Origin of the sequence: Mesobacillus subterraneus (assembly GCF_003937825.1) — a bacterium.
GTDB classification, from domain to species: Bacteria; Bacillota; Bacilli; order Bacillales; family Cytobacillaceae; genus Mesobacillus; species Mesobacillus subterraneus.
In genome coordinates this window covers 43,180-69,192 of the sequence record NZ_RSFW01000011.1, presented here as the reverse complement: position 1 = coordinate 69,192, position 26,013 = coordinate 43,180, and the positions used below count along the sequence as shown (strand labels likewise).

Genomic DNA, 26,013 nt, shown 5'->3' with positions numbered 1-26,013 from the left:
AAAATGTCCGAAGATGATATGACTTCGGACAAATTCACGAGGGGATGCCACGAAAATGTCCGAAGATGATATGACTTCGGACAAAATCACGAGGGGATGCCACGAAAATGTCCGAAGGTGGCAGGACTTCGGACAAAATCACATGATGTTGCCGCGAAAATGTCCGAAGGTGGCATGACTTCGGACAAAATCACGAGGGGATGCCGCGAAAATGTCCGAAGATGACATGACTTCGGACAAAATCACGAGGGGATGCCGCGAAAATGTCCGAAGATGGTATGACTTCGGACAAATTCACATGATGAAGCCGCGAAAATGTCCGAAGGTGGCATGACTTCGGACAAATTCACGAGGGGATGCCGCGAAAATGCCCGAAGGTGGCATGACTTCGGACAAATTCACATGGAGATCCCACCAAAATGTCCGAAGATGATATGACTTCGGACAAATTCACATCGGAAACCAGTCAAAATGTCCGAACACGGCAGGACATCAGCCAATAGTGACCTTAAGCTTCCAATCAGTGTATTATTCGTAGTAATTATCAGAAGTCGTTCCTTTTGCTGCATAGTTCTTATTTAACACTCTTGTTATTCGTTTATTGTCTAAATCTGAATTACACCATTCTGAAATGGTACGAGTAGTTATCCTGCGCTCAGGAAATAGTGTCCTAAATTCCTCTGTATGCCGTTGAATGGCATGGTCCACACGCTCATTATTACCACATTTACTACAAACCAGGTATTGTTTATAGATTAGCGTATTCAGAGAATTGCATCTGCTGCAGTACATTCCTTTTTCCAACTGTTCATAATCATACTTCGGCAACGTCGAAAAAGGATTTTTAACCTGGTGCAGCGATAGAAGCTTTTGGGCGAGTTGCTGGTGGCTATGATCCAATTTGGAGGGAGTGTTGTTTAAATCTCTTAGGTAACGATTTGTTTGGGTGGGTAAAACAATCGGTTGATCCATCGGAGCCTGGTAGAGGGTGAATTCCGGGTTGATGAAGACAATCGAAGAATGGACAATGTGGTTCAACTTGAAATACTGGAGCAGCTGGCGGAAAAGGGTTGCGCTTCGTGTCAACTGGGTGATGGGATTTTTGTACTCGCGGCCATTTTTAACAGCATATAGCTTGTCCCCTTCAAGATAAAAATCTCCTTCATAGTTTTTTACATCAATCAGATGGATGGCATCCCTGGCAATGATCACTTTATCCAGTTGAAAAAAAAGAATTGTTCACTTGAAGAAGAAGGTCGTCTATAATATATCTTTCCTCCGCAAGATTTTCCGTCATCTGGTCGAACATTACTTCCCCCGCATATCCTTTTTCCAGGCTTGATAGTTGAAAACTGTCCTTCGCAGATAACTCCATCCGGTTCTTTAAATGTCGCAATACTAGTAATTCCATAGGTTCTGTGCGTTCTTTAAGTTTCATATTCCACTTCCTTTCTTAAATATATTCTAAGCGTTTTTCCGGAGTAATTTTGTGAATATTTTGTTAAATATTATCGAACAAAAAGACCGCTCTACCTACAGTAATAGTAAAGCGGTTCTGAAAGAGCATATAGCCAGATTACGAATTACTTTTGTTTTCGCGCTGCCACTAAATAAACGGCTCCCGCTCCCAGGGCAATGATGCTGACCGGAATGATGTATGGTTTAGCGATCTCTTTGATTCCCGCCCAATTTTCACCGAGTACAATCCCCAGATAAAGAAAAAAGACAGTCCACGGAATGATCGCTGCGATGGTATACAGTGTGAACTTGACAGAGGACATACCCACAATGCCTGCTGGTATTGAGATGGCATGCCTGACAACAGGGATGAATCTAGCTGAAAAAATAACCCCGGGACCATACTTATTGAACCACTGTTCGGATACATCGAGATGATGCTTGTTAATCAGCAGGTACTTGCCGTATTTTTCGAGGACAGGACGCCCTCCATAATAACCGAGCCAGTATAAAAATAGCTGGGCAAGCGTTCCGCCAATGGTTCCAGCGATTACTGCCCCAATAAACCCGATGCTTCCCTTGGATACCATATATCCTCCATAGCCAAGGACGATTTCACTCGGGATCACCTCTAGCATCAGGCCAAGGGCAATTCCAAGGTAACCGAGATTTGACAGCAAGTCCAATACATTCAAAATAAAATCCTGCACGGTGCTCTCTCCCATCCATTGATTCTCTTTTAAATATATTGCCACTTGTCCCTGTTTATCTCTATTTTTGTGAAGGCACAGAAAAGGATCTGCCCGGGGGACAGATCCTTACAAAATCTTTATCAGCGCCAGCCGCCGTTAAAGAGGACTCTTAGTGCAATAAATATAATGACAATCGCAAAGATTACGATCACAAGCACTCCAATGATTTCAAATAAACCCAGAGTTGCGAGTGTCAACAGACCCGGCCCGAATTTAATCAGCGCCCAGCCTGCCAGCATAGCTGCGAGGAACAGCAGAACATTTGAGCCAAAATTAAATGACATATTCATATCCCTCCTTTGCTATACAGCATATGTCCCAGTGAATTTTAGGTACGGGCTCAAGCTGAATTTGGGCTTTTTTGAGCCAAAACACCTGGTTAAATTTCTGCTGGTTCGACGAAACTAGAATGACATAATTCTAGTTTGATCTTGTTTTTGCGAATCGTTATAGGGGAAAAGTAACAATGGTTTCTTACATATGGGACAATTCAGAAGAGGAGGAATAAAATGTCCAATTTTTTTTACATGCGCTTTATCAGGCTTCCTATACTGGCGAGGATTTTAATGACTGCCTCTTTCATCATATTTTTATTCGGAGTTGCGATACATTTTATTGAACCGAAAAGTTTCCCTACCATCTTTGATGGAGTTTGGTGGGCGATTATAACTGCTTCTACCGTTGGGTTTGGAGATTTCTATCCTGTCTCGGTTGAGGGAAGGATTACAGCGATCATTCTTTTGCTCGTTGGCACTGGATTTTTGTCATCTTATTTTATTCATTTGTCTGCGGCTGCCGTCACCAAGCAAAATGCATACATCGAAGGGAAAGTGGGATATAAAGGGGATGGACATGTCATCATCATCGGATGGAATGAAAGGTCCCGTTCGATTATCCGGACACTTACTGAATCGAAATTGCCGATTATTTTAATAGATGAAACACTGGGAACCAATCCAATCACAGCTGAAAATGTACATTTTATTAGAGGGCGCGCAAACAAGGATGACACATTGTTGAACGCTCGTATACAATCTGCAAGGAAAGTCATTATTACATCAGATCAAAACCTTGATGAACTGCAGGCCGATATGCACACCATCCTGACATTGCTTGCAATAAAAGGCTTGAATCCGGAGATCCGCTGCATTGCAGAAATCCTGACAACTGAACAAATCAATAATGCAAGGCGGGCAGGAGCGGATGAGCTTATCCCAACCAATGCATTGACCAGCGCCGTCTTTCTAAACAGCATTTCCTCCGCAGATGTAGTCGATCCTTTGCTTGATCTATTGGGGGAATTAAACGGAAAGCATCTATCCTACATTGATGTCGATCCCACATTGATCGATAAAAAATACCAGGAAGCATGCAGCATCTTGCTGAAGGAGCGGAACATCACGCTTATAGGCATAAAAAAAGGGGATGACCTGATCGTCAACCCCGAACGAAATATCAAAATCAGCCATGACGACCGACTGCTGGCCATTTTGAGTGATTAGGACTGTAAAAGTGAAGACTCTGCTTCGCGGACAAGTGACTTTCCTACTTCAATGTATTTATCAGGAAAAGTCGCATCCTTGTCCTCCGGTTCCTGGAACTGGTTGAAAGATGCACTGGCATTCCCGATATGAGCGTGGTCATCCAGGCCCCGCTGATATTTATGGGATAGCAGAAACGGCCTTTGCAATTGCACCGTGCAGCCCTTTGAATCCAGCTGTCCGTCAATCGCTTTAAAAGGAAGCCTGAGGAATTGATAGCCAACCTCATCATCAATTTTATAATCAAAGGCCCCGTGGTCATAATCCCAGTTTCCGCCGATTGTGTAGCCTAAAGGTTTCAGCATCTGTTCCAATTTAAAAAGATCAAAATGTTTGCCTTCAAGTTCAGATGGTATCTCAATCAATGGTCGCTCCGCCTTTCCATGCGTTTTAACTTAGTTTTAACCAAAAAGACGGATTTAATGAGCAGGATACCCCATCAATAAAAAGGAGCACCCCATCGTTTAAACGGGGTGCTCCTTCTTTATGATTATTTCAATCGCTTTTCAAGTTCTGCTTTCTTTTCTTCAAAGCCTGGTTTTCCAAGCAAAGCGAACATGTTCACTTTGTACTCTTCAACCCCTGGCTGATCAAAAGGATTTACGCCAAGCAGATAGCCGCTCATGGCGCATGCTTTTTCAAAGAAGTACACAAGGTATCCGAATGTATACTCGTCAAGCTGAGGGATGGTCAAGACCAGGTTTGGAACGCCCCCATCTGTATGGGCAAGCATTGTACCTTCGAATGCTTTGTTGTTGACGAAATCCACTGTCTTGCCTGCAAGGTAATTCAAGCCGTCAAGATCATTTGCAGCTTCCTCGATCACCATTTCATGACGAGGCTTTTCAACCTTGATGATTGTTTCGAACAAGTCGCGGCGGCCTTCCTGGACATACTGGCCCAGTGAGTGCAGATCCGTCGAGAAGTTCGCCGAGGAAGGATAGATGCCCTTCTGGTCTTTTCCTTCGCTCTCGCCGAACAGCTGCTTCCACCACTCAGAGAAGTACTGAAGAGAAGGCTCGTAGTTGATCAGCATTTCAATCGTTTTGCCTTTATTGTAAAGCGCGTTTCGCACTGCCGCATACTGGTATGCCGGATTTTCTTCAAGCTCGGAATGGCTGAAGTCTTCCCTCGCCTGTGCTGCCCCGTTCATCATCGCTTCGATGTCTGAACCGCTTACTGCGATTGGAAGCAAGCCTACAGCCGTCAGCACGGAATAGCGTCCGCCAACATCATCCGGAATCACGAATGATTCGTAGCCTTCTTCATCAGCAAGAGTCTTTAATGCGCCTCTCGCCTTGTCCGTCGTTGCGTAAATGCGCTTGCGAGCTTCTTCAACCCCATACTTTTCTTCAAGAAGCTTGCGGAAAATGCGGAACGCAATGGCAGGTTCTGTTGTTGTCCCTGACTTGGAAATGACATTGATGGAGAAGTCTTTTCCTTCGAGCAGGTCGATCACATCTGTCATGTAAGATGAACTGATGTTGTTTCCGATAAAAATGATTTGCGGAGTGCTGCGCTTTTCTTTTGGAAGTGCGTTATAAAAGCTGTGCTGCAGGAACTCAAGCGCTGCACGTGCACCTAAATAAGAACCGCCGATTCCGACAACAAGCAGGACATCAGAGTCACTCTTGATTTTCTCTGCGGATTTTTGGATGCGTGCGAACTCTTCTTTATCATAGTCGACAGGCAGATCGATCCAGCCTAGAAACTCGCTGCCCGCTCCTGTTTTTTCATGCAATGAATGATGGGCTACTTTTAAAAAATCCCTTAAGTATGTAACTTCGTGTTCACCAAAAAAGCTGAGCGCCTTTGAGTAATCAAAACGAACATGTGTCATGTCTGATCCTCCATTATTTTATATTCTCTATCACTTTAACGAAACGAAAAACAATAATCAAGAAACACCCTCAGATGTAAGCGTACCCAATTGTGAAATTTTAAGTAATCTTTTTTAAAGAGTACCTTATCCCTCAGATTGGGCACGCTGACTATTCTTTTTTCCAAAATAAAAAAGACCGATTGCCAGCCAGATTAGAAACAGGACTCCTGTTCCGATCAGGAGTGCGACCGGACCGAACTGTACGATGAGCGGCATGGATGCTGCCGTGAACAATCCGCCTCCCACAACAGGCTCGAACAGGATTTGTTTATAGCCGAACCCCTCAAGCGTCGATGTTTCTTTTTCCGGGTCCACGATTTGCAGCAAAAGCAATCCTGTCGTTGTCATGCCCATCGACTGTCCGAATTGGAGAACTCCCCGTTCAAGCCAATATTCGGGCATCATCCTTTTTGCCAGCAAGAAGAACGCTGCAAGGTTCAGGGCGATGCCAGCACCTGCAAGAATCAAGAAAGGCATGATGTTCTCGCTGATGGCTGAAATGGAAAGCGTTGCTACTGATGCCACGATCAGCACATCCAGGGAAAACCCTTCAATTCGGGCCAGTACCTTTTTGTCTATGAGTTTATACGGAATGAACTTGCTGTAGAGAAGCTGGGTTGCCACACCTCCGAGCAAGGCCATGGGAAACAGAGGAACATGCTTGATCACTTCGATGTCAAAGGCAGGACCCCATGTTGCCTCCTCAAGCAGCACCAGACCCTTCAGCAAAAGCATTCCCAAGCCAATGGCAACAAAGATAAAAAGGAAATTGACAGTAAACCCTTCGATCGATTCGGTTTTAGTCGAAAGCTCTCCTGCCGTTTTTTCTTTACCTTCCGGGTAAAGTCCTTTCCGCTCTCTTTCAGACAGTTCTGATGCCTTCTTCGCTTGCTTGGCAATCCCTTTTTTGATTCCCCAGTTGACGATAATGATGCCAGTGATGACTCCTGTTAGAATTCCAACTGTCGCCAGTCCAAGTGCGAGACTGGCACCCTCGGGAAAATCGAGGGCATCGAATGTTCCTCTCATGCCGGCAGCGGTCCCTGGACCGCCTTCAAAACCGATTTCAATCAATGCACCCGCGATTGGGGGCAAATCAAATACAGGCTTCAAAAGAAAAATCGCCAGCAGGAGTCCAACGACATATTGAGCCCATGACACCGTCTGCCCATATGCCACCTGAGGCCCGGCAATTTCCCAGATTTTTTTGATGCCAGGGATTTTTTTACCTAGAAAAAGTGACGCAAAAATAATCGTAATGGCCACTTCCGGTATCTCGCGCATCGTCTCATATACTTTCTCCGTATAAATACCATTCTCCAGAAATGCTGCACCTGGAATGACTGCCCCCAGCTTTCCTAAAGCCTCTTTGCTTACTAACAAACCGATGAGTCCGGCAATAAGTGAGGTGGGGATGAAATACTTTTGGAAAAAAGGAATCGTCATCCGCATCAGCATCCCGGCAGCCAGCAGAACCGCAATCAAAACGAATGCCAGCAGAACACTGTTAAATTCCATATTCTCCTCCTAGGTCTGTGATATTATTACCCCCTTACCCTCTCAACCGGCACGAAAACGTCTAAGGGCGAATCCTGGCTTTGACGATCAGCCTGTGTGTGGCTGTATCGATGGGCGTGCATGTAATCAGTGTGAGCGTCTTCTCATCTTCGCTCCCGTTCAGGACGGAAATGTCATCAGGCTCGACCACCACGGTATCGTACACTTCATACACATAAGTATTGTTTTTATCCCTAACTGTCACGGTATCCCCTGTCCCAATCTCATCCAGCCGGTTGAACATTTTTCCAAACCCTCTGCTGCGGTGGGCAGCAATCGCACTGTTTCCGGGCATCCCCGGCATCGGCGTGCCTTCCAGGACTCCTGCTCCATGATCCAGGTTCGTCATTGATGCACCGTTCAACACCGGAAGCTGCAGGCCAATCTTGTCAATCTCAATCACGCCTACCATCCCATTGGCCAATTGCTTTGTTTCTACAGCTGCCGGGACATGATCGTCTTGCTTTTCCTCTTCAGACTCGATAGTTTCTGCCTGTGTTTCCATGCTGAAGACTTTCTCCAATTCATCCAGGCTGGCAGCAGCGCCGTTATCATTGTCCTCCCATTTTTCAATCATCTTCTCCTGATTGTAGGAAGTATAATAATCTTTCATAGCTGGATAAAAGAAGATGGAAAGTCCCATAAGGACCATCCAGGCAGACAATATTTTTTTATTCATGATTTTCACCTCATAAAATAATCAAGAGGGGAATTCCTTCCCCTCCCAAAACATTAGTTCTTTATCGGGTTTCTGAATCGCACTAAAACTCCTGCTGCCGCAATCATGAAACCAAGTACATAGAACATCATCCTGCTGCCTTCTCCTGTTTGCGGGAGGACTTTACCGTTCCATACTTCCTGAGTGGTCGTTCCGCCAGTATCGTTTCCTGAACCATCTGCTGGAACCTCTGAGGATTCATCTTCTTCAATTACTTCCTCTACGTTACCGCCAAGTACATTCCCGTTAAGCTGCAAGGTGAGCTCACCCTCTGAAATTTCAATAGATTCTTCTGAAAGCTGGGATAGGAGGATCAGCTTTGTTTCGCCATTTCTGGTTATCTCGATTCCTCGGATCATCTCTAACTCGACTTTTTCCGTAAGACTTAAAGTGAACAGTTGCTTGTTTCGTTCAAACTCAAACCTTTGGCCATTCATCATCAGCAATGTAACTTTTTCAATCTTCTCGTGGTACTCAAAGAACATGATATTGATAAAAGACAGTAAATTTACCTTTTCTTCTGGTTCAGCAGGTTCTTCAACAGGCTCTTGATCCTCAACAGGAAGCTCGCAGTCATCCAGCCAGTAGTTGATTGAGCCCTCTGCCTCGACGCCAACCCTGATCTCGCTGACCTGAACGACAAGTTCCTGGCCGGTTGTGAAAATCAACTTGAATGCTGTGATATCATCCTTTATGAACTCTCCATCGTCAAACAGTTTGAATAACGGCGAACTGCCTGGGTTCGTCATTTCCTGCCATTCGCCATTCACGAGGACAAACCCGGACTCCACTGGAGCCATGCATTTATTTATATGCAGATGGACTTGCGTGCTTTTATTTCCATTCTCAGCTGGCGGGGAGTCATTTTCAGCTGGTTCGTTTTCTCCTTCTTCATCTAAAGGTGTCTCAGAATCCCCTTCGGTTTCTTCATCATTAACAGCTTCTTCAACTGGAGGATCTTCCTTATTTCGGTCAGATTCCTTGTTCTCTTCTTCTCCTGCTTGACCGAGATCTGCATCCTCATTATTAGAAGTGTTGCTTTCCTCTGTTTTATCAGCTTTGTTTTCACTATCGTCTGCTTTAGCTGATGGTTGTGCCTGATCAATCCCATTTTGAGCTGGTTTATCATTTTGTTGTTTTTCTTCTTTGAGATTTTGTGTTTTGTTTCCTTCAGCAAATGTCCCGGAGACAGGTAAGGTAATCATAAACATTAACATAAATGCAGTAATGATAAAGAAACGCTTGGATAACTTCAACTTTTCTACCCCTTTTCTTGTAAAATATGATAGTCAAAATAACTGAATATTCAGTTATTATAAGAGAGTCCACTCCCCCTTCCTTTGCTTATTCAACTTTTGTCAGCAAACAATACAAGCCATAGGAATGATATCTGAAGTTCATGGCGGCTGGACGACATAGCTGCCTTACAGCCTTAGACTCCTTGCTGTGCGTCGCTGCTTTTCAGCAGGTTTGCTTTTGACATGAAGGATGACATTACATGTATGTAAATAATTCCTCAGGCTCCATTGTCTTACAGTTAGAGACTTACCACCGATGCACAGCCGCTTAAACATTTAGACCTAGAATATTTATTGGTAAATATTTCTTAGGCTTCATTTTTTCTCCGAAAAAGATGATAAATTCAGTAGGAAAAAGCTTATTTCGACAGGTCGAGGTAATATTTTTGTCACAGAATGCAGTCAAAATACCCAGATAAAACATTAGAGGAAGCGCACAAAAAAACGGACCCAGGATCATTCCCGGGTCCTTGATTGGCCTGTGGTGATGGGTGCACAATCTGCACCTGTACAGACACTTCTTTATAAAGACATGCGGTAGATTTCAAGTACATCCTCACGATTGAGTTTCGCGAAGTTGCCGAACTCACCATTGATCATTGCTTTATCTGCCATCAGTTCAATCTTGCTGTCATCAATTTCGTAATCTGCCAATCGGGAAGGAGCTCCGATGCTGTTCCAGAATTCACGCAGCTTTTCGATTCCTTCCAATCCGGCCTCTTCATCTGTCTTGCCATCCGGATTCACCCCAAATACTCGGACCGCCATTGTTTTGAATCGTTCCGGTTTTACATGGAGGTTGTGCTTCATCCAGTTCGGGAACAGGATCGCCAGGCCGCCTCCATGAGGGATATCGTACACAGCAGAAACAGCGTGCTCGATGTTATGCGTCGCCCAGTCGCCGCGATATCCCATGTTCAGGATGCCATTCAACGCCATTGTTCCGGCATACAGGATGGTAGCGCGGTATTCGTAATTCTCCAGGTCCTCAAGGAGTTTTGGTGCCTTTTCCATGACAGTCAAAAGCAACGATTCACACATACGGTCCTGGAACTCGGTGTTCTCAGTCAAATGGAAATAGTGTTCGAATACATGGGACATCATGTCGACAATCCCATAAATGGTCTGGTCCTTAGGAACCGTGAATGTATTAACCGGATCAAGGATCGAGAACTGCGGGAATGTGACCGGGCTGCCCCAGCCATATTTTTCATTCGTTTCCCAATTCGTGATGACGGAGCCTGCATTCATTTCAGAGCCTGTAGCCGCCAAAGTAAGAACTGTGCCGAAAGGAAGTGCTTCAGTTGCGAAAGCCTTCTTTGTGACTAGATCCCAGGCATCGCCATCATATTTTGCACCAGCGGCAATGGCTTTCGTGCAGTCAATGACACTGCCTCCGCCTACAGCCAGAAGGAATCCAATCCCTTCTTCCTTGCAAATCTTCACACCTTTATGAACAGTCGACAATCGAGGGTTGGGTTCAACACCGGGAAGCTCAGAAACCTCCGCGCCAATCTCATGTAAAAGTTTCTTGACGGAATCATACAGACCGTTGCGCTTGATGCTTCCTCCGCCATAAACAAGAAGAACTTTTTTTCCGTATTTCGGAACTTCATTTTTCAGTTCTTCAAGTTGGCCTTTGCCAAAGATTAATTTTGTTGGATTATAAAACGTAAAGTTATCCATTTAAGTCACCTTCCTCTAACGCTCATTATGTTCCTTTTTAAAAAGCAATGCAAAAAAAATACACTTCTTAATGTTCCACCGATGTGCTGCAAAATGTTATAAATTTTTTGGCCAGGGTACTGTTTAATATAGCGAAGATGTATAATTCATTCTTCGCTGAACAAATATATATACGAACAAAATTTTTTCAAGGAGGAAAAGTTCATGAGCGGTATCCAACGTATTGCACTGGTTCTTACGATTATCGGAGCGATCAACTGGGGATTAGTCGGATTCTTCCAATTCGATCTTGTTGCAGCTATTTTCGGCGGGCAGGATTCAGCCTTGGCCAGAATCATCTATGGTCTTGTCGGTCTAGCTGGTTTAATAAATCTTGGACTTCTATTCGCGCCAAGCGAGAGAGAGGAAAGAGCTGCAGAGCCACGCGCAACTCGATAAAACATGAAAACCCGCCTCGGAGGCGGGTTTTTCTGTGTTAATTAAGACAAAACTTTCTTGATGCGCTCAATTGCCCAGTCGAGTTCTTCCTGGCTGATGACAAGTGGAGGAGCGAAACGGATGACTGTATCATGTGTCTCTTTGCAAAGGAGGCCTTCCTCTTTCAGCTCTTCGCAATACTTGCGGGCAGGTTCGGTTAATTCCACCCCAATGAAGAGGCCGCGGCCGCGGATATCTTTAATCATTGGATTGTCGATTTCACGAAGCTTGCTGACGAAATATTCGCCAAGTTCGAGTGAACGGTCAGCCAGTTTTTCATCGATCAGGACATCAAGGGAGGCGATCGAAACGGCGCATGCCATCGGATTGCCCCCAAACGTTGAACCATGCGAACCTGGATTGAATACACCAAGTACATCATTGTCCGCAACCACGCAGGAAATCGGGAACACCCCGCCGCCTAATGCTTTTCCAAGGATGTACATATCAGGCTCAATGCCTTCCCATTCACAAGCGAACATTTTACCGGATCTGGCCAGGCCTGCCTGGATTTCATCCGCAATGAACAAGACATTGTTTTCTTTACATAGTTCATACGCAGCCTTCATGAAGCCCTCAGGCGGGATGACGATCCCTGCTTCACCCTGGATAGGTTCAATCAGGAAAGCAGCCGTATTAGGAGTGATGGCATCTTTCAAGGCTTCAAGATCTCCGTATGGAATTAGATTGATGCCAGGCAGCATCGGCCCGAATCCGCGCTTGTATTCCGCTTCAGAGGAAAGGGAAACCGCCGTCATCGTACGGCCATGGAAGTTGCCGACACAAGCGATGATTTCAGCCTGGTCTTCAGTAACACCTTTTACATCGTAAGCCCAGCGGCGAGCAGCCTTGACAGCCGTCTCAACTGCTTCTGCTCCGGTGTTCATTGGGAGAGCCATCTCTTTGTTCGTCAGTTTGCAAATCTTCTCATACCATGGACCAAGCTGGTCATTGTGGAAAGCCCGGGATGTCAGCGTCACACGGTCAGCCTGGTCTTTCAAAGCCTGGATGATCTTCGGATGGCGGTGCCCCTGGTTGACAGCAGAGTACGCGCTAAGCATGTCCATGTATTTATTGCCTTCAGGGTCATGTACCCAAACACCCTCAGCCTTGGAAATGACAATCGGCAGCGGATGATAGTTATTCGCACCATACTTTTCAGTCTGTTCAATAAGAGAACTCGTTTTTGTAGTCAAGATATTTCCTCCGTTCCAATGAAGAATTGGTTAGACAATCATATTGTAACCTGTAAGCTCTTTCATTTTAACCCCCTTATAAAAGAAAATACTGAATTGTGGCTAATTTGGCCTTACTTTGGAGGAGGAAGGTAGGAATCCGGTGAATCTTGGGGAGCTGAGGTGACTTCGGACATTTTGACAAGCTTTGGCTTCCATTTTGTCCGAAGATGGGGTGACTTCGGACATTTTGACAAGCTTTGGCTTCCATTTTGTCCGAAGATGGGGTGACTTCGGACATTCTGACAAGCTTTGGCTTCCATTTTGTCCGAAGATGGGGTGACTTCGGACATTCTGACAAGCTTCGGCTTCCATTTTGTCCGAACATAGGGCATCTTCGGACATTTTGACAAGCTTCGGCTTCCATTTTGTCCGAAGATGGGGTGACTTCGGACATTTTGACAAGCTTCGGCTTCCATTTTGTCCGAACATAGGGCATCTTCGGACATTTCTTCAAGCTTCAGCTTCTATTTTGTTCGAACAACGGGTGACTTCGGACATTTCTTCAAGCTTCAGCTTCTATTTTGGAAGAACCAGCTAACCACTCAAGAATTCCCCCTTTCTTTCCCTATAAAAAAAACCGGACGCAATGTCCGGTTTTTCTGCTAGCTCATATTACTTCTTAGCCATATCTGACTGGTTGATCCACTCTTGAAGCTTATCCTTCAATGTGTTGAAGCCTTGTGCTGAATCGTCCTGGTGTTGAACGACAGCAGCTGGACGCTTGCTGCGTGGCTTCTTAGCGCGCTGTGGCTGTTCTGGTGCTTCTTCAGTAGCACGGATGGAAAGACCAATTTTTCCAGCAGCTTCATCAATTGACAAAACTTTCACTTTCACTTCGTCGCCAACTGTAAGGTGCTCGTTAATGTCCTTAACATAGCCGTGTGTGATTTCTGAGATGTGCACTAGACCTTGTGTATTTTCATCTAATGCTACGAAAGCGCCATATGGCTGGATTCCTGTAACTTTACCTGTTAAAACGCTGCCTACTTCGATTTTTTCTGACATGGTAACACTCCTAAATATTGTTTTATTTTATCCCATTAATACGCAATAAAAAATTATATCATATTCTGTAGCATTTATCAAAAGGAATAAGATAATTCTATTTAGGTGTTTCCATATCAATTTACTGGAAAGGCATATACCTTACCTTCCAGCCTTCGTCTTCCTCGATAACCTGGAAGACCATGTTATTCTCTGGATTTTTGAAATGCATTTGGACTCCGACTATTTCCTCTGTGTCATTTGCTTGGTAGAGCGTACCGTACTCATAGCCTCTAAGCAATTCTCCCAGTTTATGGCCTGACTCTTGCTGTTCCTTAATATATCGGTCTTCCGGCGGCTTTTCGCCATTTTTACTGTAAAGAGCATATTTTGTTCCATAATCCTCAAGACTGTCTGCATAGAAGTACAGCTGCATGATTTCAAACGGTCCAAAATCCCTTAGTATGTCGAAATCCTTTTCAACCGAAAACCCCTTATAGGCTGCCAGGAGCTCTTCAGGCAATAAGTAGATACTTTGAATAAACTTTTCTTCCTGTTGCCGCCCCTGTGGCGCTGGGATCTGCAGGTATTCCGGATAAAGTTCCACATGCAGATCTCCATCAGCCGGCTTCTTAAACCCAGCTTTCTCTAACTGCACATAGTGAGTTTCCAGAGCCTTCGCTGTATCAGTGTCTGGATATAGGTCAATCACGTATTGATACGCTTTTTTCACCTCACCCTTTAAAAGATTGTTCTCATCGAACAAAGAGTTCAAAGGGGAACCGATTACAAATAGCGCATATAGTGATTGTGCATCATTCATCATCGTTTGGTGAATCATGCTGTCCTTCACGCCAAAACTTTCCCTCTCAAGCTTGACCAATAGCTCCCCCAGTTTCTGATAGGACATTACAACCCCGTTTCGGTCCTGGATTTTATTGCTTCTCAATACCAAGTATTTGATAAAATCCTTATTGCCATTTGGCTTCAAGCGCTCAGCGACTCTGATGAAATCGATGTATGGGAGGATTCTGCCGTCCTCTTCCCTGAAAGCATAGCCATTTTCAACTGCACTTGCAGCCAGTTTTCTCAAATTTGCCGACGCGAGACCCTTTCCGCCTCGATTCAGCTTCTCTAATACAGCCGTTACACCCTCCTGCTCAGTCGCCTGGTTCAAATCCCATTCATGGAACACCATGGATTGCATATAAGCACCAAGATAGGATTCGAGCTGCAAGGATAAAAGTTCTTCCCTCCTGCCCACTTTTTCATCAGGATCGCCTTTTGAAATTTCTTCAATGAGTTTGCCCGGCAAGGTGAATGATTCGTCGATTGTTCCTTTCAGCTGCTTTATCTCTAGTTCAAGTTCAACTTGACTGGTGTTATCCAGGTTATCAAGCATGTTTGCTTCTGTTCCCTTCAATTCCTCCATACTTAGAAACAACCATTTCTCAAAACCTGCACCCAGCCCTAATTTTTCTTTCGTATCCTTCTGCTTTTCAGTATAATAACTGCGCAGCTCTTCAAACTCCGCCTTCACATCAGCCTTCTTCAGCCCGGTTCCTGCATTCTCGCCGGAGGCCTGGCGCTGCTCTGTTTTTTCCCCGGAAGGTATATGGTCGCCGATGTACTGCATCATCAAAACCCCGGCAATCATGCCGACACCAATAAAGCTGGCAGCATAGGGCAAGTGCAGCCATTTGTTCGTGCGCTTTTTCTTCTGGTCTTTTTTGATCGCCGCGAGGATGGCGGAACGATTCTCCTCTTCTGGCATCTCATTATAGGCTTTTTTCAGACTGTCGAGTCGTTTCTCCAATAATTGATCATCCATGCCGTTCACCTTCCTTCCTATCGGCTAAAACGAGCAGTTTCTTCAAATGTTCCTTTCCTCTTAACAGGCGCGTTTTTACATTTGCCAGTGAAATCCCGGTGATTTCGGCGATTTCATCGTAGCTTTTATCATGAAAATAAAAGAGGATGATCGGAATGCGGTACTTTTCATCAAGTTTCTGGATGCATTCATGCAGCGCCCTGTCCTCCTCATAACGAAGGATGTTCTCCTCTGCCGTTTTTCCGTTGTAGGTACGCTCCTTGCCGATTTTCAAAACCTTCTTGATTTGCCTCTGTTTATTTCGGGCAAAATCCCTGGTGACATTCAGGGTGATTTTATACAGCCAGGTTGTGAACTTCGCGTGCGAAAATTGTTCCAGGAAGCGATAGACTCTTACAAATACTTCCTGTGTGATATCGTCTATGTCGTCATATTTATTCCCAAGCTGGAACGCAAAGCGCTTGACTGTCGGAGTATGGATATCAATCAACTCCGCGAACGCCTGCATATTGCCGTTCCGCGCCCGGAATACTAATTCCTCGTCATTCATTTGTATCCCCCAAACTGATTTCGCTTCATTATTAAGTTGTCTTCACGTGGTTTTATTCGGTAACACCGTGCGGCCGCATGCGATCCAGTGAAAACTTCTTTTACTATGAAACGGCATAAAATCTGTTTTGTTTCAAAAAAATAACAAAAAACTTAAATATTGAAATAAGCATAAAAAAGCTAGGCTTTTACCTGAAAAAATAGTACCATATAAAGATAATTTTTCTGTTTTGTCAGAAAATATTTACATTCAGACTTATACAAAGGAGTTTTCTTATGAGCAAGCACGAACAATGGTCATCAAAGTTGGGGTTCATCCTGGCTGCCGCAGGTTCTGCCATTGGACTTGGGGCAATTTGGAAGTTTCCATATATGGCAGGCACAAATGGGGGCGGAATCTTCCTGGTCTTCTTCCTGCTGATGACGATCTTTATCGGCGGTCCCATCCTGCTGGCCGAATTCATCATCGGCCGGAACTCACAAAAGGATGCTGTCCAGTCCTATAAACATCTGGCACCGAAAAGCGCCTGGCCGCTGCTTGGATATGGAGGGGTAATCGCCTCGTTCCTGATTCTTTCTTTCTATAGTGTAGTCGGCGGCTGGATTCTGTCTTACCTTGTCCGCAGTCTGACGGGAGGATTGTCCGGACTTAGCCAGCCGGAATATGGAGCCACTTTTGAAAAAATCATTTCCAATCCCGTAGAAGCTGTCGCTGTTCAATTACTCTTCCTGCTGCTGACCATCTTGGTCGTACAGGGCGGCGTTCAGCAAGGAATAGAAAAAGCCAGCAAATACATGATGCCGGCATTGTTCATCCTTTTTATCATACTTGTCATCCGATCATTGACGCTGAATGGCGCAATGGCTGGGGTCGAGTTCCTGTTGAAGCCGGATTGGTCTGCGGTTACCGGCCAGACAGTTCTGTTGGCACTGGGGCAATCCTTTTTTGCATTAAGCGTCGGACTTTCCGTAATGGTTACCTATGCTTCTTACTTACCAAAAGGCGAAAGCCTGGCTAAATCAGCATTTTCGGTCGTAGGCCTTAATATTTTGATTTCATTGCTTGCCGGCTTGGTCATCTTCCCTGCAGTCTTCGCATTTGGATTAGAGCCTGAAGCCGGACCGGGACTTGTTTTCGTCGTCCTGCCAGCCGTTTTTGAAGAATTGGCATTCGGCGGGATCTTCTTGACAATTTTCCTTGTTCTGCTGTTATTCGCAACCCTGACTTCGGCCTTTTCCATCCTGGAAATCATAGTTGCTGTTCTTTCCAAGGGGAACAAGGATAAGCGCAAGAAGTATGCTTGGATCAGTGGCTTGCTCGTTTTTGCAGCAGGAATCCCAAACGCGCTTTCATTCGGGATTTTATCTGATGTCACCTTTTTCGGTAAAACCTTCTTTGATCTTGCAGACTTCCTGACAAGCAATATCGCCCTGCCGCTTGGTGCCTTATTCATTGCCATTTTTGTCGGCTATGCGCTGCCAAGAAAGATGGTCAGGCAGGAACTTGAGCAAGGTTCAGGAGAACAGCCATTATTATTCAGGATGTGGTACTTCTCGATTCGCTATATTGTGCCCGTCGGCATTGGTTTTGTTTTTCTTCAGTCGATTGGTATACTTTAAAGTTAAGAAAACGTTCACATTATTGTCGATATTTTCAAAAATTTAATGATAAACTTATAGTAGGAGATATTTTAATTGGAGGTGATGAGCGATGACTGCAATTGGACACAATATCAAAATGTGCCGTGAACGCGTTGGTATGTCCCAGGAAGAGCTCGCGTTGAAAATCAGGGTGGGTACGCAGACGATCAGACGGTACGAAAGCGGAGAGCAAACACCGAAATTGCAGACGATTCTAAAGATCTCAACTGCCCTTGATGTCCCTGCATCAGAGCTTATGGGACAAATTTATTACGCTGCACCGCCAGAACTCGAACAAAAACCAAGCAACTTATAACAGTGAAATGCACCAGCAGGCAGATTTTTTCTGCCTGCTATTTTTGTACAAAATTCCGAAAAATGATGTATAGCATTCGGGCAATCTGGCTATCCTATTCCCATAAGGCTTTCTAGTATTCCCCCCTTTTTTAATGGGCACCTGTAATGGGTGTCCATCTTTTTTTGTTTCTTTACAAGAGCAAAGCGAAAACTGGAACACGCGATAAGCGACAACCAAGCGAAAACAGCCTTTTTCAAATAAAATCCGAAATTTTTGTGTGAAGTTACGATTCGCGGGGAAAATAAATGGCATACCTTACATATTTCGTAAATAATGTCAGGAGTGAAAGCCGTATGGAATTCTCCAGGAATAAAACCGTTAGAGGAATTGATCTTTATTATGAGCATTACCAGCACCCAGAAGCTGAAGAAACGCTCGTGCTGCTCCATGGTTTTCTTTCCTCCACTTTCAGCTTCAGGCATTTGATTCCGCTGCTGAAAGAGGATTATAACGTCATTTCCGTCGACCTTCCGCCGTTTGGCAAAAGCGGCAAGGTTTCGAGCTTCAAATATTCGTACCATAATCTTGCGACAACGGTTGTGGAATTGATGAAATCCCTCGGCATCCCGACATTTACTGTCGTTGGTCATTCGATGGGCGGCCAGATTGCCCTGAACATACTATTGCATTATCCCGAAAATGCGAAAAAAGGAATTCTGCTCTGCAGCTCGGGATATTTAAAAAGGGCTAAGCTCCCGCTTGTGCTGTCGAGTTATATTCCTTATTTCCACCTGTATGTAAAATTCCATCTTGCACGGTCAGGGGTAAAACAAAACCTGCAAAATGTCGTTTATGACCATTCAATGATCAATGACGAAATGCTTTACGGGTATCTCACACCTTTCCTTGAGGACGATATTTTCAAAGCGTTGACGATGATGATCCGCCATCGCGAGGGCGACCTTACGTCAGAGGAATTGAAAAAAATCGAGTCACCATGCCTGATGATCTGGGGAGAACATGACAAGGTCGTCCCCGTCAGTATCGGGAGACGCCTGAAAAAGGACTTACGGAACTCGGAGCTGATTATCTTGAAGGAGACCGGCCATCTTGTTCCTGAGGAAAAGCCAGAAGAAGTCCACCAGCTGATCAACAGCTTCATGGCCGAAGAAGCTATAACGGAAGCAACAGCAAACGGCAGCCGCTGATGGCTGCCGTTTTATGCATTACAAGGAACAAACGTCCTCATTCTTGATTCCGAGCAAAGTGTTCGCTATTGTCAGGCACTCTTTGTATGGCAATACTTGTTCGAATGAAAACTCGAATACAGATTGGATCCTTTTTGCGATTAGATCACCGTCATCATAATCATGGACAGCCTGGAGGATATCCGCAATTTCCGGGTCGAATCCGCCTTCTCCCATGTTAAAAGGATCCCATTTATTCAGCACATCAATTAATTTATAGCTAAGTTCCTTTGATTCCAATTCAATCACCTGATTATTTTTTAGAAATATCTTATCATAAAGATAGAATGAGTTAAATTTTTTCAGGAAAAGGCGGTGCGTACATAGTGGATAGAATTGATTTTGACAAAGTGGTTGACCGGAACAAATCCCATTCCGTGAAGTGGGATGCAACGGAAAAGGTATTCGGGACAGGTGATGTCCTGCCGATGTGGGTCGCGGACATGGATTTCCAACCTCCCCAGGCTGTTATCGATGCATTAAGGGAGAGGATTGACCATGGAGTGTTTGGTTATACATTTGTCCCCCTTTCCGTGACCGAAGCCATCCAGGACTGGATGAAGAGGCGCCATAACTGCGAGTTCAAGGCATCATCAATTGTTTTTAGCGAAGGGGTTGTCCCTTCCATCAGCACAGCGATCCGTGCCTTTACGGAAAAAGGTGATAAGGTGCTCGTGCATTCACCTGTGTACACACCATTTTTCAATATGGTAAAAGACAATGAGCGTACGCTAGTGACTTCCAGACTGATCTATGAAAACGAGCGTTTCGAAATCGATTTTGAAAACTTTGAAGCGAAGCTGCAGGAAGGAGTGAAGATGTTCATCCTCTGCAACCCGCACAATCCAGGCGGCCGGGTGTGGACTAAGGAAGAGCTCGAAAAAATCGGCGACCTCTGCCTGAAGCATGATTGCCTGATCGTATCCGATGAGATCCACTCCGACCTCGTTTTTGAACCAAATGTCCATATCCCGATTGCATCCATAAACGAAAAGTTCAGGGAAATCACCGTGACGTTTGTCGCGCCAAGCAAGACATTTAATCTGGCTGGTCTTCAATCGTCTGCCGCATTGATTCCGAACAAAGAATTGAAGACGAAATTCAAACGGATCCAGCAGGAGCAGGGATTCTTCACATTAAACACCTTCGGGATTGCCGGAATCGAAGCAGCATACCGCCATGGCGAAGAGTGGCTGGATCAGCTGCTGGCGTATCTTGCTGAAAACATGCAGATTGCAACCGATTATATCTCGGAACATTTGCCAGCTCTGAAGCCAATGAAAGCAGATGCAACGTATCTTTTGTGGATAGACTGTCGCGGACTTGGGTTGAATGATGAGGAAATCAAGGATAAGCTTCTGTACAAGGGAAAACTCGGACTTGAACCAGGAACGAAATACGGTGAAGGCGGCGAAGGGTTTGTCCGGATGAATCTAGCTTGCCCGCGGGAGACTTTGAATGAAGGACTGGAACGTTTGAAGAGAGCATTTAGTTAATATAACGAAAGGAGCCTCCGCTGATTGGTCGGCGGAAGGCTCCTTTTTATGCACTGACTTCGAGCGCTTCGTAATATGGCTGCAAGGAATAGTGGATGATCGTCTCCATAAAGGAATGCAGCTTTTGCGGGAGCAGCTTTCTCGCATAGTCCCATGCGTTCTCCTCGATTTGGAGCGCGATTCCCTTCCTGGTGTAGTCATGATGGCAAGCATCCATTTGATCGATCAACTCTGCAAGCTGCTTGTCTTCAGCATGTCCGATTTCATGGGCAAACACCACGGCGAGATAATCCTCAAATGAATCCAATGATGAAAAAATCTGCAGGCACTGCGCCTTGATTTCTTCCATATATAAAGTAATCGTATGAGTTCCAAAATTATACTTCCCGCCCGCAAACCGGTCACCAGGGAAATAAGATTCAAGCTCCACCTTCACATCACTGCCAGAATGTGCCAGAATACGTTCGACAATATTCTCTATCTGTAAGTCTTTCAATTTATACCCCTACTCACATGGTTTTAGAATATAAATTGTATTATAACGCTTTACTAAAATAATGAAAACATGACTTTTACCCCGATTTTCGGGGTGTTAAACCTAAAAAGGTGAAATAAAGGATGAAATTCAGGTCAGGAACCTTGAGTTAATACGCCAGCGCAGATTTTATAGAAAATCCCGATTTAATAGCGAAAAAAGATTTTTTATAGCGAAAATTCCTTTTTAATAGCGAAAAAATGATTATTAAAGCGAAAATCTAATTTTTATAGCGAACTGGAAATAATGTGCGATTTTTTCCAGTTTCACATTCCCGAAAATACACAGTAAAGTGCCGGGACAGGAATGTTTGCCTCAACGGGGAATATATCCCGGCCAACGGGGAATATCCGTCCGCCAACGGGGAATATATCTCGACCAACGGGGGATATATCTCGACCAACGGGGGATTATCCGCCCTCCAACGGGGAATATAACGTTTCAGCAAGCAAAAAAAGCCAGGCAACATGCCTCAAACTTTGCCAGGATGCTGTCTAGCGGGACACCACGAAGAAAAAAAACAACGGAAGTATGAATTTTTTCAAATAAAAAAAGAACAGCCGCAATCAGCTGTTCTCCTTCGCTTCTTCATTCCGCTTCATGATGGCCTGTTCGAATTCCTTGGCTTTCTGGGCTTCCTTCTTGGAAACCTTGATGATGAATCGCATCGTGAGGATGGCTCCGATCAGGAAAATGACCATGGTCAACGCTGCTGGAATATATTCAGTCTTATCTTCAGGGAAATATAAAAACAATGAGATGACAAACCACTTACTCATTCTCATCTTCCTTTCTTCAGCTGGGAAACGCTTCTCCTCACATTATAGCAAGCTTTGAGATTTCGTCCAACTTGAAGAAACTGCCTATTTCAGGACATTGATTTTTTCAATGACGACGTCTTTTTCCGGCTTGTCAGCATCTCCTGTTGGGGTTGCAGCGATTTTATCGACGACATCCATTCCTTCGACTACTTGTCCAAAGACGGTGTGCTTGCCATCGAGGTGCGGTGTTCCGCCATTGTCATACATCTTGACCACTTCTTCCGGATAGCCTGCTTGCTTCATTTTTTCCGGAAGGCTCGCATCGATTTCTTTGTTTTGGACGATGAAGAATTGGCTTCCATTCGTGTTGGGTCCGGCGTTTGCCATTGATAGTGCTCCGCGGATATTGAACAACTGCCTTGAGATCTCGTCTTCAAATGGGCCGCCGTAAATGCTTTCCCCGCCCATTCCTGTTCCGTCAGGGTCGCCGCCCTGGATCATGAATCCGTCGATGACTCGGTGGAAAATGACTCCCTCGTAATAGCCATCTTCGCTATGTTTGATGAAGTTTTCGACCGTTTTTGGCGCCTGTTCAGGGAAGAGCTTGATTTTGATCGTCCCCATGGATGTAACTATTTCCACAAGCCTTTCATTTTCCTGGACTTCCGCTGTCAGCTGAGGGTAAACGATGTCTTCATCGCCCTCGGCCTGATCGGCTTGTCCACCATTATCCTTCGCTTCTTCTTTTGGCTGCTCTGCTTCCTGCTTCTCATCTGCCGTCCCGCAGCCTGCCAGGACCATCATCATCATAAATAATACTGCTGCTATTTTTTTCATCATTGTATGTATCCCTCCTATTAGACACTTTAAAGCATTGCTGACTGTTTTGCATCTTTGATTTTGATATAATGAAAGAAATTCGTTCCCGAAAGGAGCATCCACCATGGCTGAAATGAACATTGGCGATCGAGTGACCGCCATCTATAAAACCGGTAAATACATAGGTGAAATCACCGAGCGCCGCCCCCAGCACTATCTTGTCCGAGTATTGGCAGTTGCCAAACATCCAATGCAGGGCGACCTTCATAACCCGAAGGATGCCGAGGTTGGTTTTTTCCATGAAAGAAAGGCGCTTTCCTACCGTGAACAGGCAAACATCCCTGAAAAAATGGTCAAGCTATTCGAGGGCGAACTCCCTGATTATACGGTTTCGCTAAGAGAAGCAGCCAGCAAGCTGCGTGCTGAACTCGAGGCCGACGATTCCGCCTGGGCAAGGCAAAGCCTGAGAAACCTGGATTCACTTGAAAAGGACTATTTCAAATAGAACGCCAAAAGCCAGATTGTTGTTTCCAATCTGGCTTTTTTATGCGAATTTATTGAGCAGCTTGGAAAAATCGACCATATCCCCGATCGTCGCAGGTTCTGGTTTCTGAAGATATTGTTTGTCTTTCTCGACAAGCTTGTAAATATGGTAGGTTGTCAGAGCATCGTCAAGCGCGCGGTGATGCTTGCCTGTTCCTTCCCTTCCATACTCCTGGACAGCCTTCCATAGTCCTGTCTGGTTCTGGTCGCCAAAAAATCGCTTGTATTCCATCGAAAGATCGATTTGCTTTCCTGGCAGCGGGAATGCCACGGAAGCCTGCTGGCAATTATGATGCAGCACCTTCATGTCCATATTGCCCCATGTGACCACCTGACAATTCTTGTTTCCACCCATCGACTTCAGCTTATCTGCCAAATCCTTGAACGAAATACCTGAATTCACCTGCTCCTGGGAAATGTTCAGGAAGGACCGGCATCGTTCAGTCAATACAGGAAAACGCATCGGCCGCACATAAGATGAAAATTGCTCGAGCACCTTATTATTCTCGACTAGGACAGCCCCAGCTTCGATGATTTCCTGGTAAAAGCCCCGCCTCCTGCTGTTCCGGTCAGGCATCGTAAATTCAAAGTCAATAAATAATGTCCTTTCATTTTCGCTCATGCTTCCCCAACTTTCTGAAAAGCCAGTAGTTGTATGTAACCAGTATATGCTTTTCTCTCAATTATTTTTTCTATTATATCATGATTCCGGAAAAATTTTTAAATTTTCTGCAATTTAAACCGTCATTTTTTTCGGTTTTCGTAAAATCGATCTTTTTACCAGGATTGTAAATAACCACATCATAACCTCCGATATTAAACGAGTGATTATTTTACAACGAGGAAGGGGATTTCCCCGTGCGAATGACAACAGGCTACCTAATGATATTGCTCATGTTTCCCCTTTTGATTGCAATTGTTGTTTTCACCTTTGAAGAGACACAAAGAGTGGAAAGTTTCAGCGGCACTCTTGATCGAAAAATCGATTTAACAAAGACAAAGCTGACGGAAACGAGCAGAATTCTTGATGCTGATGGAAAAGTCATCACCGAGCTTTTTCAGCCGATGAACAGAAGTTATGCAGAGGGGCATGAGATACCTGATTTCATCAAAGAGATATTCATTGTTTCTGAAGACCGTAATTTTGAAAAGCACCCTGGCTTTGATTTGCCCGGTATTGCCCGTGCTCTGGCAATCAATATCCATTCCGATACAATTGAGCAGGGTGCGAGCACGATTACACAGCAGCTTGCAAGGAATCAATATTTGAACCATTACAAGTCATATAACCGGAAGCTGAGTGAGGTTTTGTATGCATACCAGCTGGAGAAGACTTTTACCAAGGTTGAGATTCTGGAGCAATACTTGAATGCGATCTACTTCCAGCATAATGCTTACGGAATACAGGCTGCGTCCGGCTTTTATTTTAAGAAGGAGCCTGCACAATTGTCTAAGGCGGAACAAGCCTTCCTTGCAGCAATTCCAAACAACCCATCCTATTATGACCCTCTCAAGCATTTTGACAGGACGAAGAAACGCCAGGAGCGGCTGCTGGACCAGCTTGCGCAGCATGGAAAAATCAGTGTTTCGGAGGTCGAGAAGATAAAAAATGAAGCCATCAAGCTAAAGGTCGATCAACGCAAAAATGCGTATCCTGATTATTCGACCTTTGCTTTGCATGAGTTGAAGGAATTAGTTTCTGAGCAGGAAAACATCGAGGATCCAGCCTTACTGTCTTCAAGGCTCGAAGAATTGCTGCGCACCGGGATCACGGTTCACACCAGCCTGGATACCGGGCTGCAAAACCGGACGATTCAGGCAGTCACCCATCACCTGAGCGATAAAAGTATCCAGGGAGCAGTGGCAGTGATCAACCATGAAACTGGCCGGATCGTGGCGCTGGCAGGCGGAAAGAATTATCATGGCGGCGACTTCCATCGAGCCTACCAGGCCTTTCGTCAGCCAGGCTCGTCAATCAAGCCTTTGCTTGTCTATGCCCCCTATTTCGAAAGGTTCAACGTCAGCACCGATGCAAAAGTGAATGCCGGTTCGCTCTGCATTAAAGGGTATTGTCCGAAAAACTATGGCGGATCAACTTATGGAATGGTTCCAATCGAGAAAGCGTTCATCCACTCCTATAACACTCCTGCAGTGAGACTGCTGCAGCAGATCGGAGTTGACGAAGCATTCAGTGACCTCGAACAATTCTCTTTTGAAAAAGTAACCAGGCAGGACCATGGGCTTTCAGCTGCGGTCGGCGGCTTTACCAATGGCTTGAGTCCGCTTGAAATGACGCAGGCATATACGGTTTTCAGCAATAATGGGTTGTATCTCAGGCCCCGGGCAATCGTAAAAGTAACTGGTCATGATGGAGAAACGCTTTATCAGTGGAATGAAAAACCTGTCCAGGTGTGGAGCCCAAGCACTGCAGGAAAAGTAAGGGGCCTTATGCAAAAGACCGTTTCCTCTGGAACGGCCCGGAAAGCGTCAGTCGCCGGCACCTCAGCAGGAGGGAAAACCGGGACCACGAATGACTTCAAGGATTTCTGGTTCATCGGCTTCAACGGACCTCTAACCGCAGGCGTCTGGGTTGGCAAAGATCAGCCCCAGAGCATGGAAGCCATAAACAGCCAGTCACCGCATCTGTTGATCTGGCGGGACATCATGAAAAAATAAACCGGGCAATTCTGCCCGGTTTTTTC

Annotated in this window: 27 protein-coding genes, 1 pseudogene and 1 riboswitch; of the genes and pseudogenes, 9 read left to right on the top strand and 19 right to left on the bottom strand. The window is 45.1% G+C overall.

The genetic code is table 11. The features are described from left to right. The first annotated feature begins 211 nt into the window (after nt 1–211). The gene (locus EJA10_RS23900) at nt 212–334 is read left to right on the top strand and encodes a hypothetical protein (protein WP_281274485.1); all 123 of its coding nucleotides are present in this window, start codon (nt 212–214) and stop codon (nt 332–334) included. 194 nt (nt 335–528) lie between these two features. On the opposite strand, the gene EJA10_RS09395 is transcribed toward EJA10_RS23900, so the two are convergent. The 4 genes from EJA10_RS09395 to EJA10_RS09385 form a co-directional block, all read right to left on the bottom strand. Continuing rightward, a complete protein-coding gene (locus tag EJA10_RS09395) occupies nt 529–1,212 on the bottom strand; it encodes a nuclease-related domain-containing protein (protein ID WP_246017736.1) in 684 nt (227 codons plus the stop codon). 1 nt (nt 1,213) lies between these two features. Further along, entirely contained in the window at nt 1,214–1,438 is a 225-nt protein-coding gene (locus tag EJA10_RS23775) for a hypothetical protein (RefSeq protein ID WP_246017735.1), read from the bottom strand. Between the two features lie 145 nt (nt 1,439–1,583). Continuing rightward, nucleotides 1,584–2,168: an undecaprenyl phosphate transporter UptA gene (uptA, locus tag EJA10_RS09390; RefSeq protein ID WP_125479743.1), complete on the bottom strand. Its 585-nt coding sequence runs from the start codon at nt 2,166–2,168 to the stop codon at nt 1,584–1,586. 122 nt (nt 2,169–2,290) lie between these two features. After that, the gene (locus EJA10_RS09385; protein ID WP_125479742.1) at nt 2,291–2,494 is read right to left on the bottom strand and encodes a hypothetical protein; all 204 of its coding nucleotides are present in this window, start codon (nt 2,492–2,494) and stop codon (nt 2,291–2,293) included. A 225-nt stretch (nt 2,495–2,719) separates the two neighbouring features. Between EJA10_RS09385 and EJA10_RS09380 the strand changes: the two genes are divergently transcribed. Beyond that, nucleotides 2,720–3,712: a potassium channel family protein gene (locus tag EJA10_RS09380; protein WP_125479741.1), complete on the top strand. Its 993-nt coding sequence runs from the start codon at nt 2,720–2,722 to the stop codon at nt 3,710–3,712. Here EJA10_RS09380 and EJA10_RS09375 read toward each other — a convergent pair. From EJA10_RS09375 to EJA10_RS09350, 6 genes are all read right to left on the bottom strand, one after another. Then, nucleotides 3,709–4,116: a YugN-like family protein gene (locus EJA10_RS09375; RefSeq protein WP_125479740.1), complete on the bottom strand. Its 408-nt coding sequence runs from the start codon at nt 4,114–4,116 to the stop codon at nt 3,709–3,711. The genes EJA10_RS09380 and EJA10_RS09375 overlap by 4 nt on opposite strands. 125 nt (nt 4,117–4,241) lie before the next feature. Then, entirely contained in the window at nt 4,242–5,591 is a 1,350-nt protein-coding gene (locus EJA10_RS09370) for a glucose-6-phosphate isomerase (protein ID WP_125479739.1), read from the bottom strand. A gap of 126 nt (nt 5,592–5,717) precedes the next feature. Next, nucleotides 5,718–7,151 carry a sodium/glutamate symporter gene (locus EJA10_RS09365; protein ID WP_125479738.1) on the bottom strand — a complete coding sequence of 478 codons (1,434 nt, stop codon included), beginning with the start codon at nt 7,149–7,151 and terminating at the stop codon, nt 5,718–5,720. A gap of 61 nt (nt 7,152–7,212) precedes the next feature. Then, on the bottom strand, nt 7,213–7,869 hold the full coding sequence (locus EJA10_RS09360) for a class D sortase (protein WP_125479737.1): 657 nt from the start codon (nt 7,867–7,869) through the stop codon (nt 7,213–7,215). A gap of 53 nt (nt 7,870–7,922) precedes the next feature. Then, nucleotides 7,923–9,164, bottom strand: coding sequence for an LPXTG cell wall anchor domain-containing protein (locus tag EJA10_RS09355; RefSeq protein ID WP_125479736.1), 1,242 nt, complete (start codon nt 9,162–9,164; stop codon nt 7,923–7,925). A gap of 142 nt (nt 9,165–9,306) precedes the next feature. Beyond that, a riboswitch (cyclic di-GMP riboswitch) is annotated at nt 9,307–9,393 on the bottom strand. A gap of 335 nt (nt 9,394–9,728) precedes the next feature. Then, on the bottom strand, nt 9,729–10,892 hold the full coding sequence (locus tag EJA10_RS09350; RefSeq protein ID WP_125479735.1) for an iron-containing alcohol dehydrogenase: 1,164 nt from the start codon (nt 10,890–10,892) through the stop codon (nt 9,729–9,731). 204 nt (nt 10,893–11,096) lie between these two features. Between EJA10_RS09350 and EJA10_RS09345 the strand changes: the two genes are divergently transcribed. Further along, nucleotides 11,097–11,330 carry a DUF378 domain-containing protein gene (locus EJA10_RS09345; RefSeq protein ID WP_125479734.1) on the top strand — a complete coding sequence of 78 codons (234 nt, stop codon included), beginning with the start codon at nt 11,097–11,099 and terminating at the stop codon, nt 11,328–11,330. Nucleotides 11,331–11,371: 41 nt separating this feature from the next. Here EJA10_RS09345 and EJA10_RS09340 read toward each other — a convergent pair whose 3' ends face one another. The 4 genes from EJA10_RS09340 to EJA10_RS09325 form a co-directional block, all read right to left on the bottom strand. Further along, nucleotides 11,372–12,565, bottom strand: coding sequence for an ornithine--oxo-acid transaminase (locus EJA10_RS09340; RefSeq protein ID WP_125479733.1), 1,194 nt, complete (start codon nt 12,563–12,565; stop codon nt 11,372–11,374). Between the two features lie 654 nt (nt 12,566–13,219). Beyond that, on the bottom strand, nt 13,220–13,612 hold the full coding sequence (yugI, locus tag EJA10_RS09335) for a S1 domain-containing post-transcriptional regulator GSP13 (protein WP_125479732.1): 393 nt from the start codon (nt 13,610–13,612) through the stop codon (nt 13,220–13,222). A 121-nt stretch (nt 13,613–13,733) separates the two neighbouring features. Beyond that, on the bottom strand, nt 13,734–15,422 hold the full coding sequence (locus EJA10_RS09330; protein WP_125479731.1) for a hypothetical protein: 1,689 nt from the start codon (nt 15,420–15,422) through the stop codon (nt 13,734–13,736). Next, nucleotides 15,415–15,972: an RNA polymerase sigma factor gene (locus EJA10_RS09325; protein ID WP_125479730.1), complete on the bottom strand. Its 558-nt coding sequence runs from the start codon at nt 15,970–15,972 to the stop codon at nt 15,415–15,417. Before EJA10_RS09325 ends, EJA10_RS09330 begins: the two co-directional genes overlap by 8 nt. 275 nt (nt 15,973–16,247) lie before the next feature. Here EJA10_RS09325 and EJA10_RS09320 point away from each other — a divergent pair, with 275 nt between their 5' ends. The 3 genes and pseudogenes from EJA10_RS09320 to EJA10_RS09310 all read left to right on the top strand — a co-directional run bounded on the left by EJA10_RS09320 (nt 16,248) and on the right by EJA10_RS09310 (nt 19,118). Next, complete coding sequence (locus EJA10_RS09320; RefSeq protein WP_125479729.1) at nt 16,248–17,591, top strand: sodium-dependent transporter; 1,344 nt, start codon at nt 16,248–16,250, stop codon at nt 17,589–17,591. Between the two features lie 91 nt (nt 17,592–17,682). After that, nucleotides 17,683–17,871 (top strand): annotated as a pseudogene (locus tag EJA10_RS09315) (helix-turn-helix domain-containing protein); the annotation flags it as partial. Between the two features lie 392 nt (nt 17,872–18,263). Beyond that, nucleotides 18,264–19,118 carry an alpha/beta fold hydrolase gene (locus EJA10_RS09310; RefSeq protein WP_125479727.1) on the top strand — a complete coding sequence of 285 codons (855 nt, stop codon included), beginning with the start codon at nt 18,264–18,266 and terminating at the stop codon, nt 19,116–19,118. Between the two features lie 18 nt (nt 19,119–19,136). Here EJA10_RS09310 and EJA10_RS09305 read toward each other — a convergent pair whose 3' ends face one another. Beyond that, complete coding sequence (locus EJA10_RS09305) at nt 19,137–19,397, bottom strand: DUF1871 family protein (RefSeq protein WP_125479726.1); 261 nt, start codon at nt 19,395–19,397, stop codon at nt 19,137–19,139. Between the two features lie 86 nt (nt 19,398–19,483). Between EJA10_RS09305 and EJA10_RS09300 the strand changes: the two genes are divergently transcribed. After that, complete coding sequence (locus tag EJA10_RS09300) at nt 19,484–20,653, top strand: MalY/PatB family protein (RefSeq protein ID WP_125479725.1); 1,170 nt, start codon at nt 19,484–19,486, stop codon at nt 20,651–20,653. A 46-nt stretch (nt 20,654–20,699) separates the two neighbouring features. Here the strand turns inward: EJA10_RS09300 and EJA10_RS09295 are convergent, their stop codons facing one another. The 3 genes from EJA10_RS09295 to EJA10_RS09285 all read right to left on the bottom strand — a co-directional run bounded on the left by EJA10_RS09295 (nt 20,700) and on the right by EJA10_RS09285 (nt 22,789). Continuing rightward, nucleotides 20,700–21,149, bottom strand: a complete 450-nt coding sequence (locus EJA10_RS09295) for a M48 family metalloprotease (protein ID WP_125479724.1) — start codon at nt 21,147–21,149, stop codon at nt 20,700–20,702. Nucleotides 21,150–21,754: 605 nt separating this feature from the next. Next, the gene (locus EJA10_RS09290; RefSeq protein WP_125479723.1) at nt 21,755–21,967 is read right to left on the bottom strand and encodes a hypothetical protein; all 213 of its coding nucleotides are present in this window, start codon (nt 21,965–21,967) and stop codon (nt 21,755–21,757) included. A gap of 84 nt (nt 21,968–22,051) precedes the next feature. Then, nucleotides 22,052–22,789, bottom strand: coding sequence for a peptidylprolyl isomerase (locus EJA10_RS09285; RefSeq protein WP_170169102.1), 738 nt, complete (start codon nt 22,787–22,789; stop codon nt 22,052–22,054). Nucleotides 22,790–22,892: 103 nt separating this feature from the next. Between EJA10_RS09285 and kapB the strand changes: the two genes are divergently transcribed. Continuing rightward, on the top strand, nt 22,893–23,273 hold the full coding sequence (gene kapB, locus EJA10_RS09280; protein ID WP_125479722.1) for a kinase-associated lipoprotein KapB: 381 nt from the start codon (nt 22,893–22,895) through the stop codon (nt 23,271–23,273). A gap of 39 nt (nt 23,274–23,312) precedes the next feature. Here the strand turns inward: kapB and kapD are convergent, their stop codons facing one another. After that, nucleotides 23,313–23,933 carry a 3'-5' exonuclease KapD gene (kapD, locus tag EJA10_RS09275; protein ID WP_125479721.1) on the bottom strand — a complete coding sequence of 207 codons (621 nt, stop codon included), beginning with the start codon at nt 23,931–23,933 and terminating at the stop codon, nt 23,313–23,315. Between the two features lie 242 nt (nt 23,934–24,175). On the opposite strand from kapD, the gene EJA10_RS09270 reads away from it, so the two are divergent. After that, nucleotides 24,176–25,987 (top strand): transglycosylase domain-containing protein, encoded by a 1,812-nt coding sequence (locus EJA10_RS09270; RefSeq protein WP_246017740.1) that lies wholly within the window; start codon nt 24,176–24,178, stop codon nt 25,985–25,987. Nucleotides 25,988–26,013 lie beyond the last annotated feature (26 nt).

What these genes read in the sequence shown, in the direction of transcription:
- EJA10_RS09345 (WP_125479734.1), top strand. Translation starts at nt 11,097, where the DNA reads ATGAGCGGTATCCAACGTATTGCACTGGTTCTTACGATTATCGGAGCG.
- EJA10_RS09330 (WP_125479731.1), bottom strand. Translation starts at nt 15,422, where the DNA reads ATGGATGATCAATTATTGGAGAAACGACTCGACAGTCTGAAAAAAGCC.
- EJA10_RS09290 (WP_125479723.1), bottom strand. Translation starts at nt 21,967, where the DNA reads ATGAGTAAGTGGTTTGTCATCTCATTGTTTTTATATTTCCCTGAAGAT.
- EJA10_RS09320 (WP_125479729.1), top strand. Translation starts at nt 16,248, where the DNA reads ATGAGCAAGCACGAACAATGGTCATCAAAGTTGGGGTTCATCCTGGCT.
- EJA10_RS09350 (WP_125479735.1), bottom strand. Translation starts at nt 10,892, where the DNA reads ATGGATAACTTTACGTTTTATAATCCAACAAAATTAATCTTTGGCAAA.
- EJA10_RS09360 (WP_125479737.1), bottom strand. Translation starts at nt 7,869, where the DNA reads ATGAATAAAAAAATATTGTCTGCCTGGATGGTCCTTATGGGACTTTCC.
- EJA10_RS09380 (WP_125479741.1), top strand. Translation starts at nt 2,720, where the DNA reads ATGTCCAATTTTTTTTACATGCGCTTTATCAGGCTTCCTATACTGGCG.
- EJA10_RS09370 (WP_125479739.1), bottom strand. Translation starts at nt 5,591, where the DNA reads ATGACACATGTTCGTTTTGATTACTCAAAGGCGCTCAGCTTTTTTGGT.
- EJA10_RS23775 (WP_246017735.1), bottom strand. Translation starts at nt 1,438, where the DNA reads ATGAAACTTAAAGAACGCACAGAACCTATGGAATTACTAGTATTGCGA.
- EJA10_RS09285 (WP_170169102.1), bottom strand. Translation starts at nt 22,789, where the DNA reads ATGATGAAAAAAATAGCAGCAGTATTATTTATGATGATGATGGTCCTG.
- EJA10_RS09310 (WP_125479727.1), top strand. Translation starts at nt 18,264, where the DNA reads ATGGAATTCTCCAGGAATAAAACCGTTAGAGGAATTGATCTTTATTAT.
- yugI (WP_125479732.1), bottom strand. Translation starts at nt 13,612, where the DNA reads ATGTCAGAAAAAATCGAAGTAGGCAGCGTTTTAACAGGTAAAGTTACA.
- EJA10_RS09270 (WP_246017740.1), top strand. Translation starts at nt 24,176, where the DNA reads ATGACAACAGGCTACCTAATGATATTGCTCATGTTTCCCCTTTTGATT.
- EJA10_RS23900 (WP_281274485.1), top strand. Translation starts at nt 212, where the DNA reads ATGTCCGAAGATGACATGACTTCGGACAAAATCACGAGGGGATGCCGC.
- EJA10_RS09325 (WP_125479730.1), bottom strand. Translation starts at nt 15,972, where the DNA reads ATGAATGACGAGGAATTAGTATTCCGGGCGCGGAACGGCAATATGCAG.
- EJA10_RS09385 (WP_125479742.1), bottom strand. Translation starts at nt 2,494, where the DNA reads ATGTCATTTAATTTTGGCTCAAATGTTCTGCTGTTCCTCGCAGCTATG.
- EJA10_RS09365 (WP_125479738.1), bottom strand. Translation starts at nt 7,151, where the DNA reads ATGGAATTTAACAGTGTTCTGCTGGCATTCGTTTTGATTGCGGTTCTG.
- kapB (WP_125479722.1), top strand. Translation starts at nt 22,893, where the DNA reads ATGGCTGAAATGAACATTGGCGATCGAGTGACCGCCATCTATAAAACC.
- kapD (WP_125479721.1), bottom strand. Translation starts at nt 23,933, where the DNA reads ATGAGCGAAAATGAAAGGACATTATTTATTGACTTTGAATTTACGATG.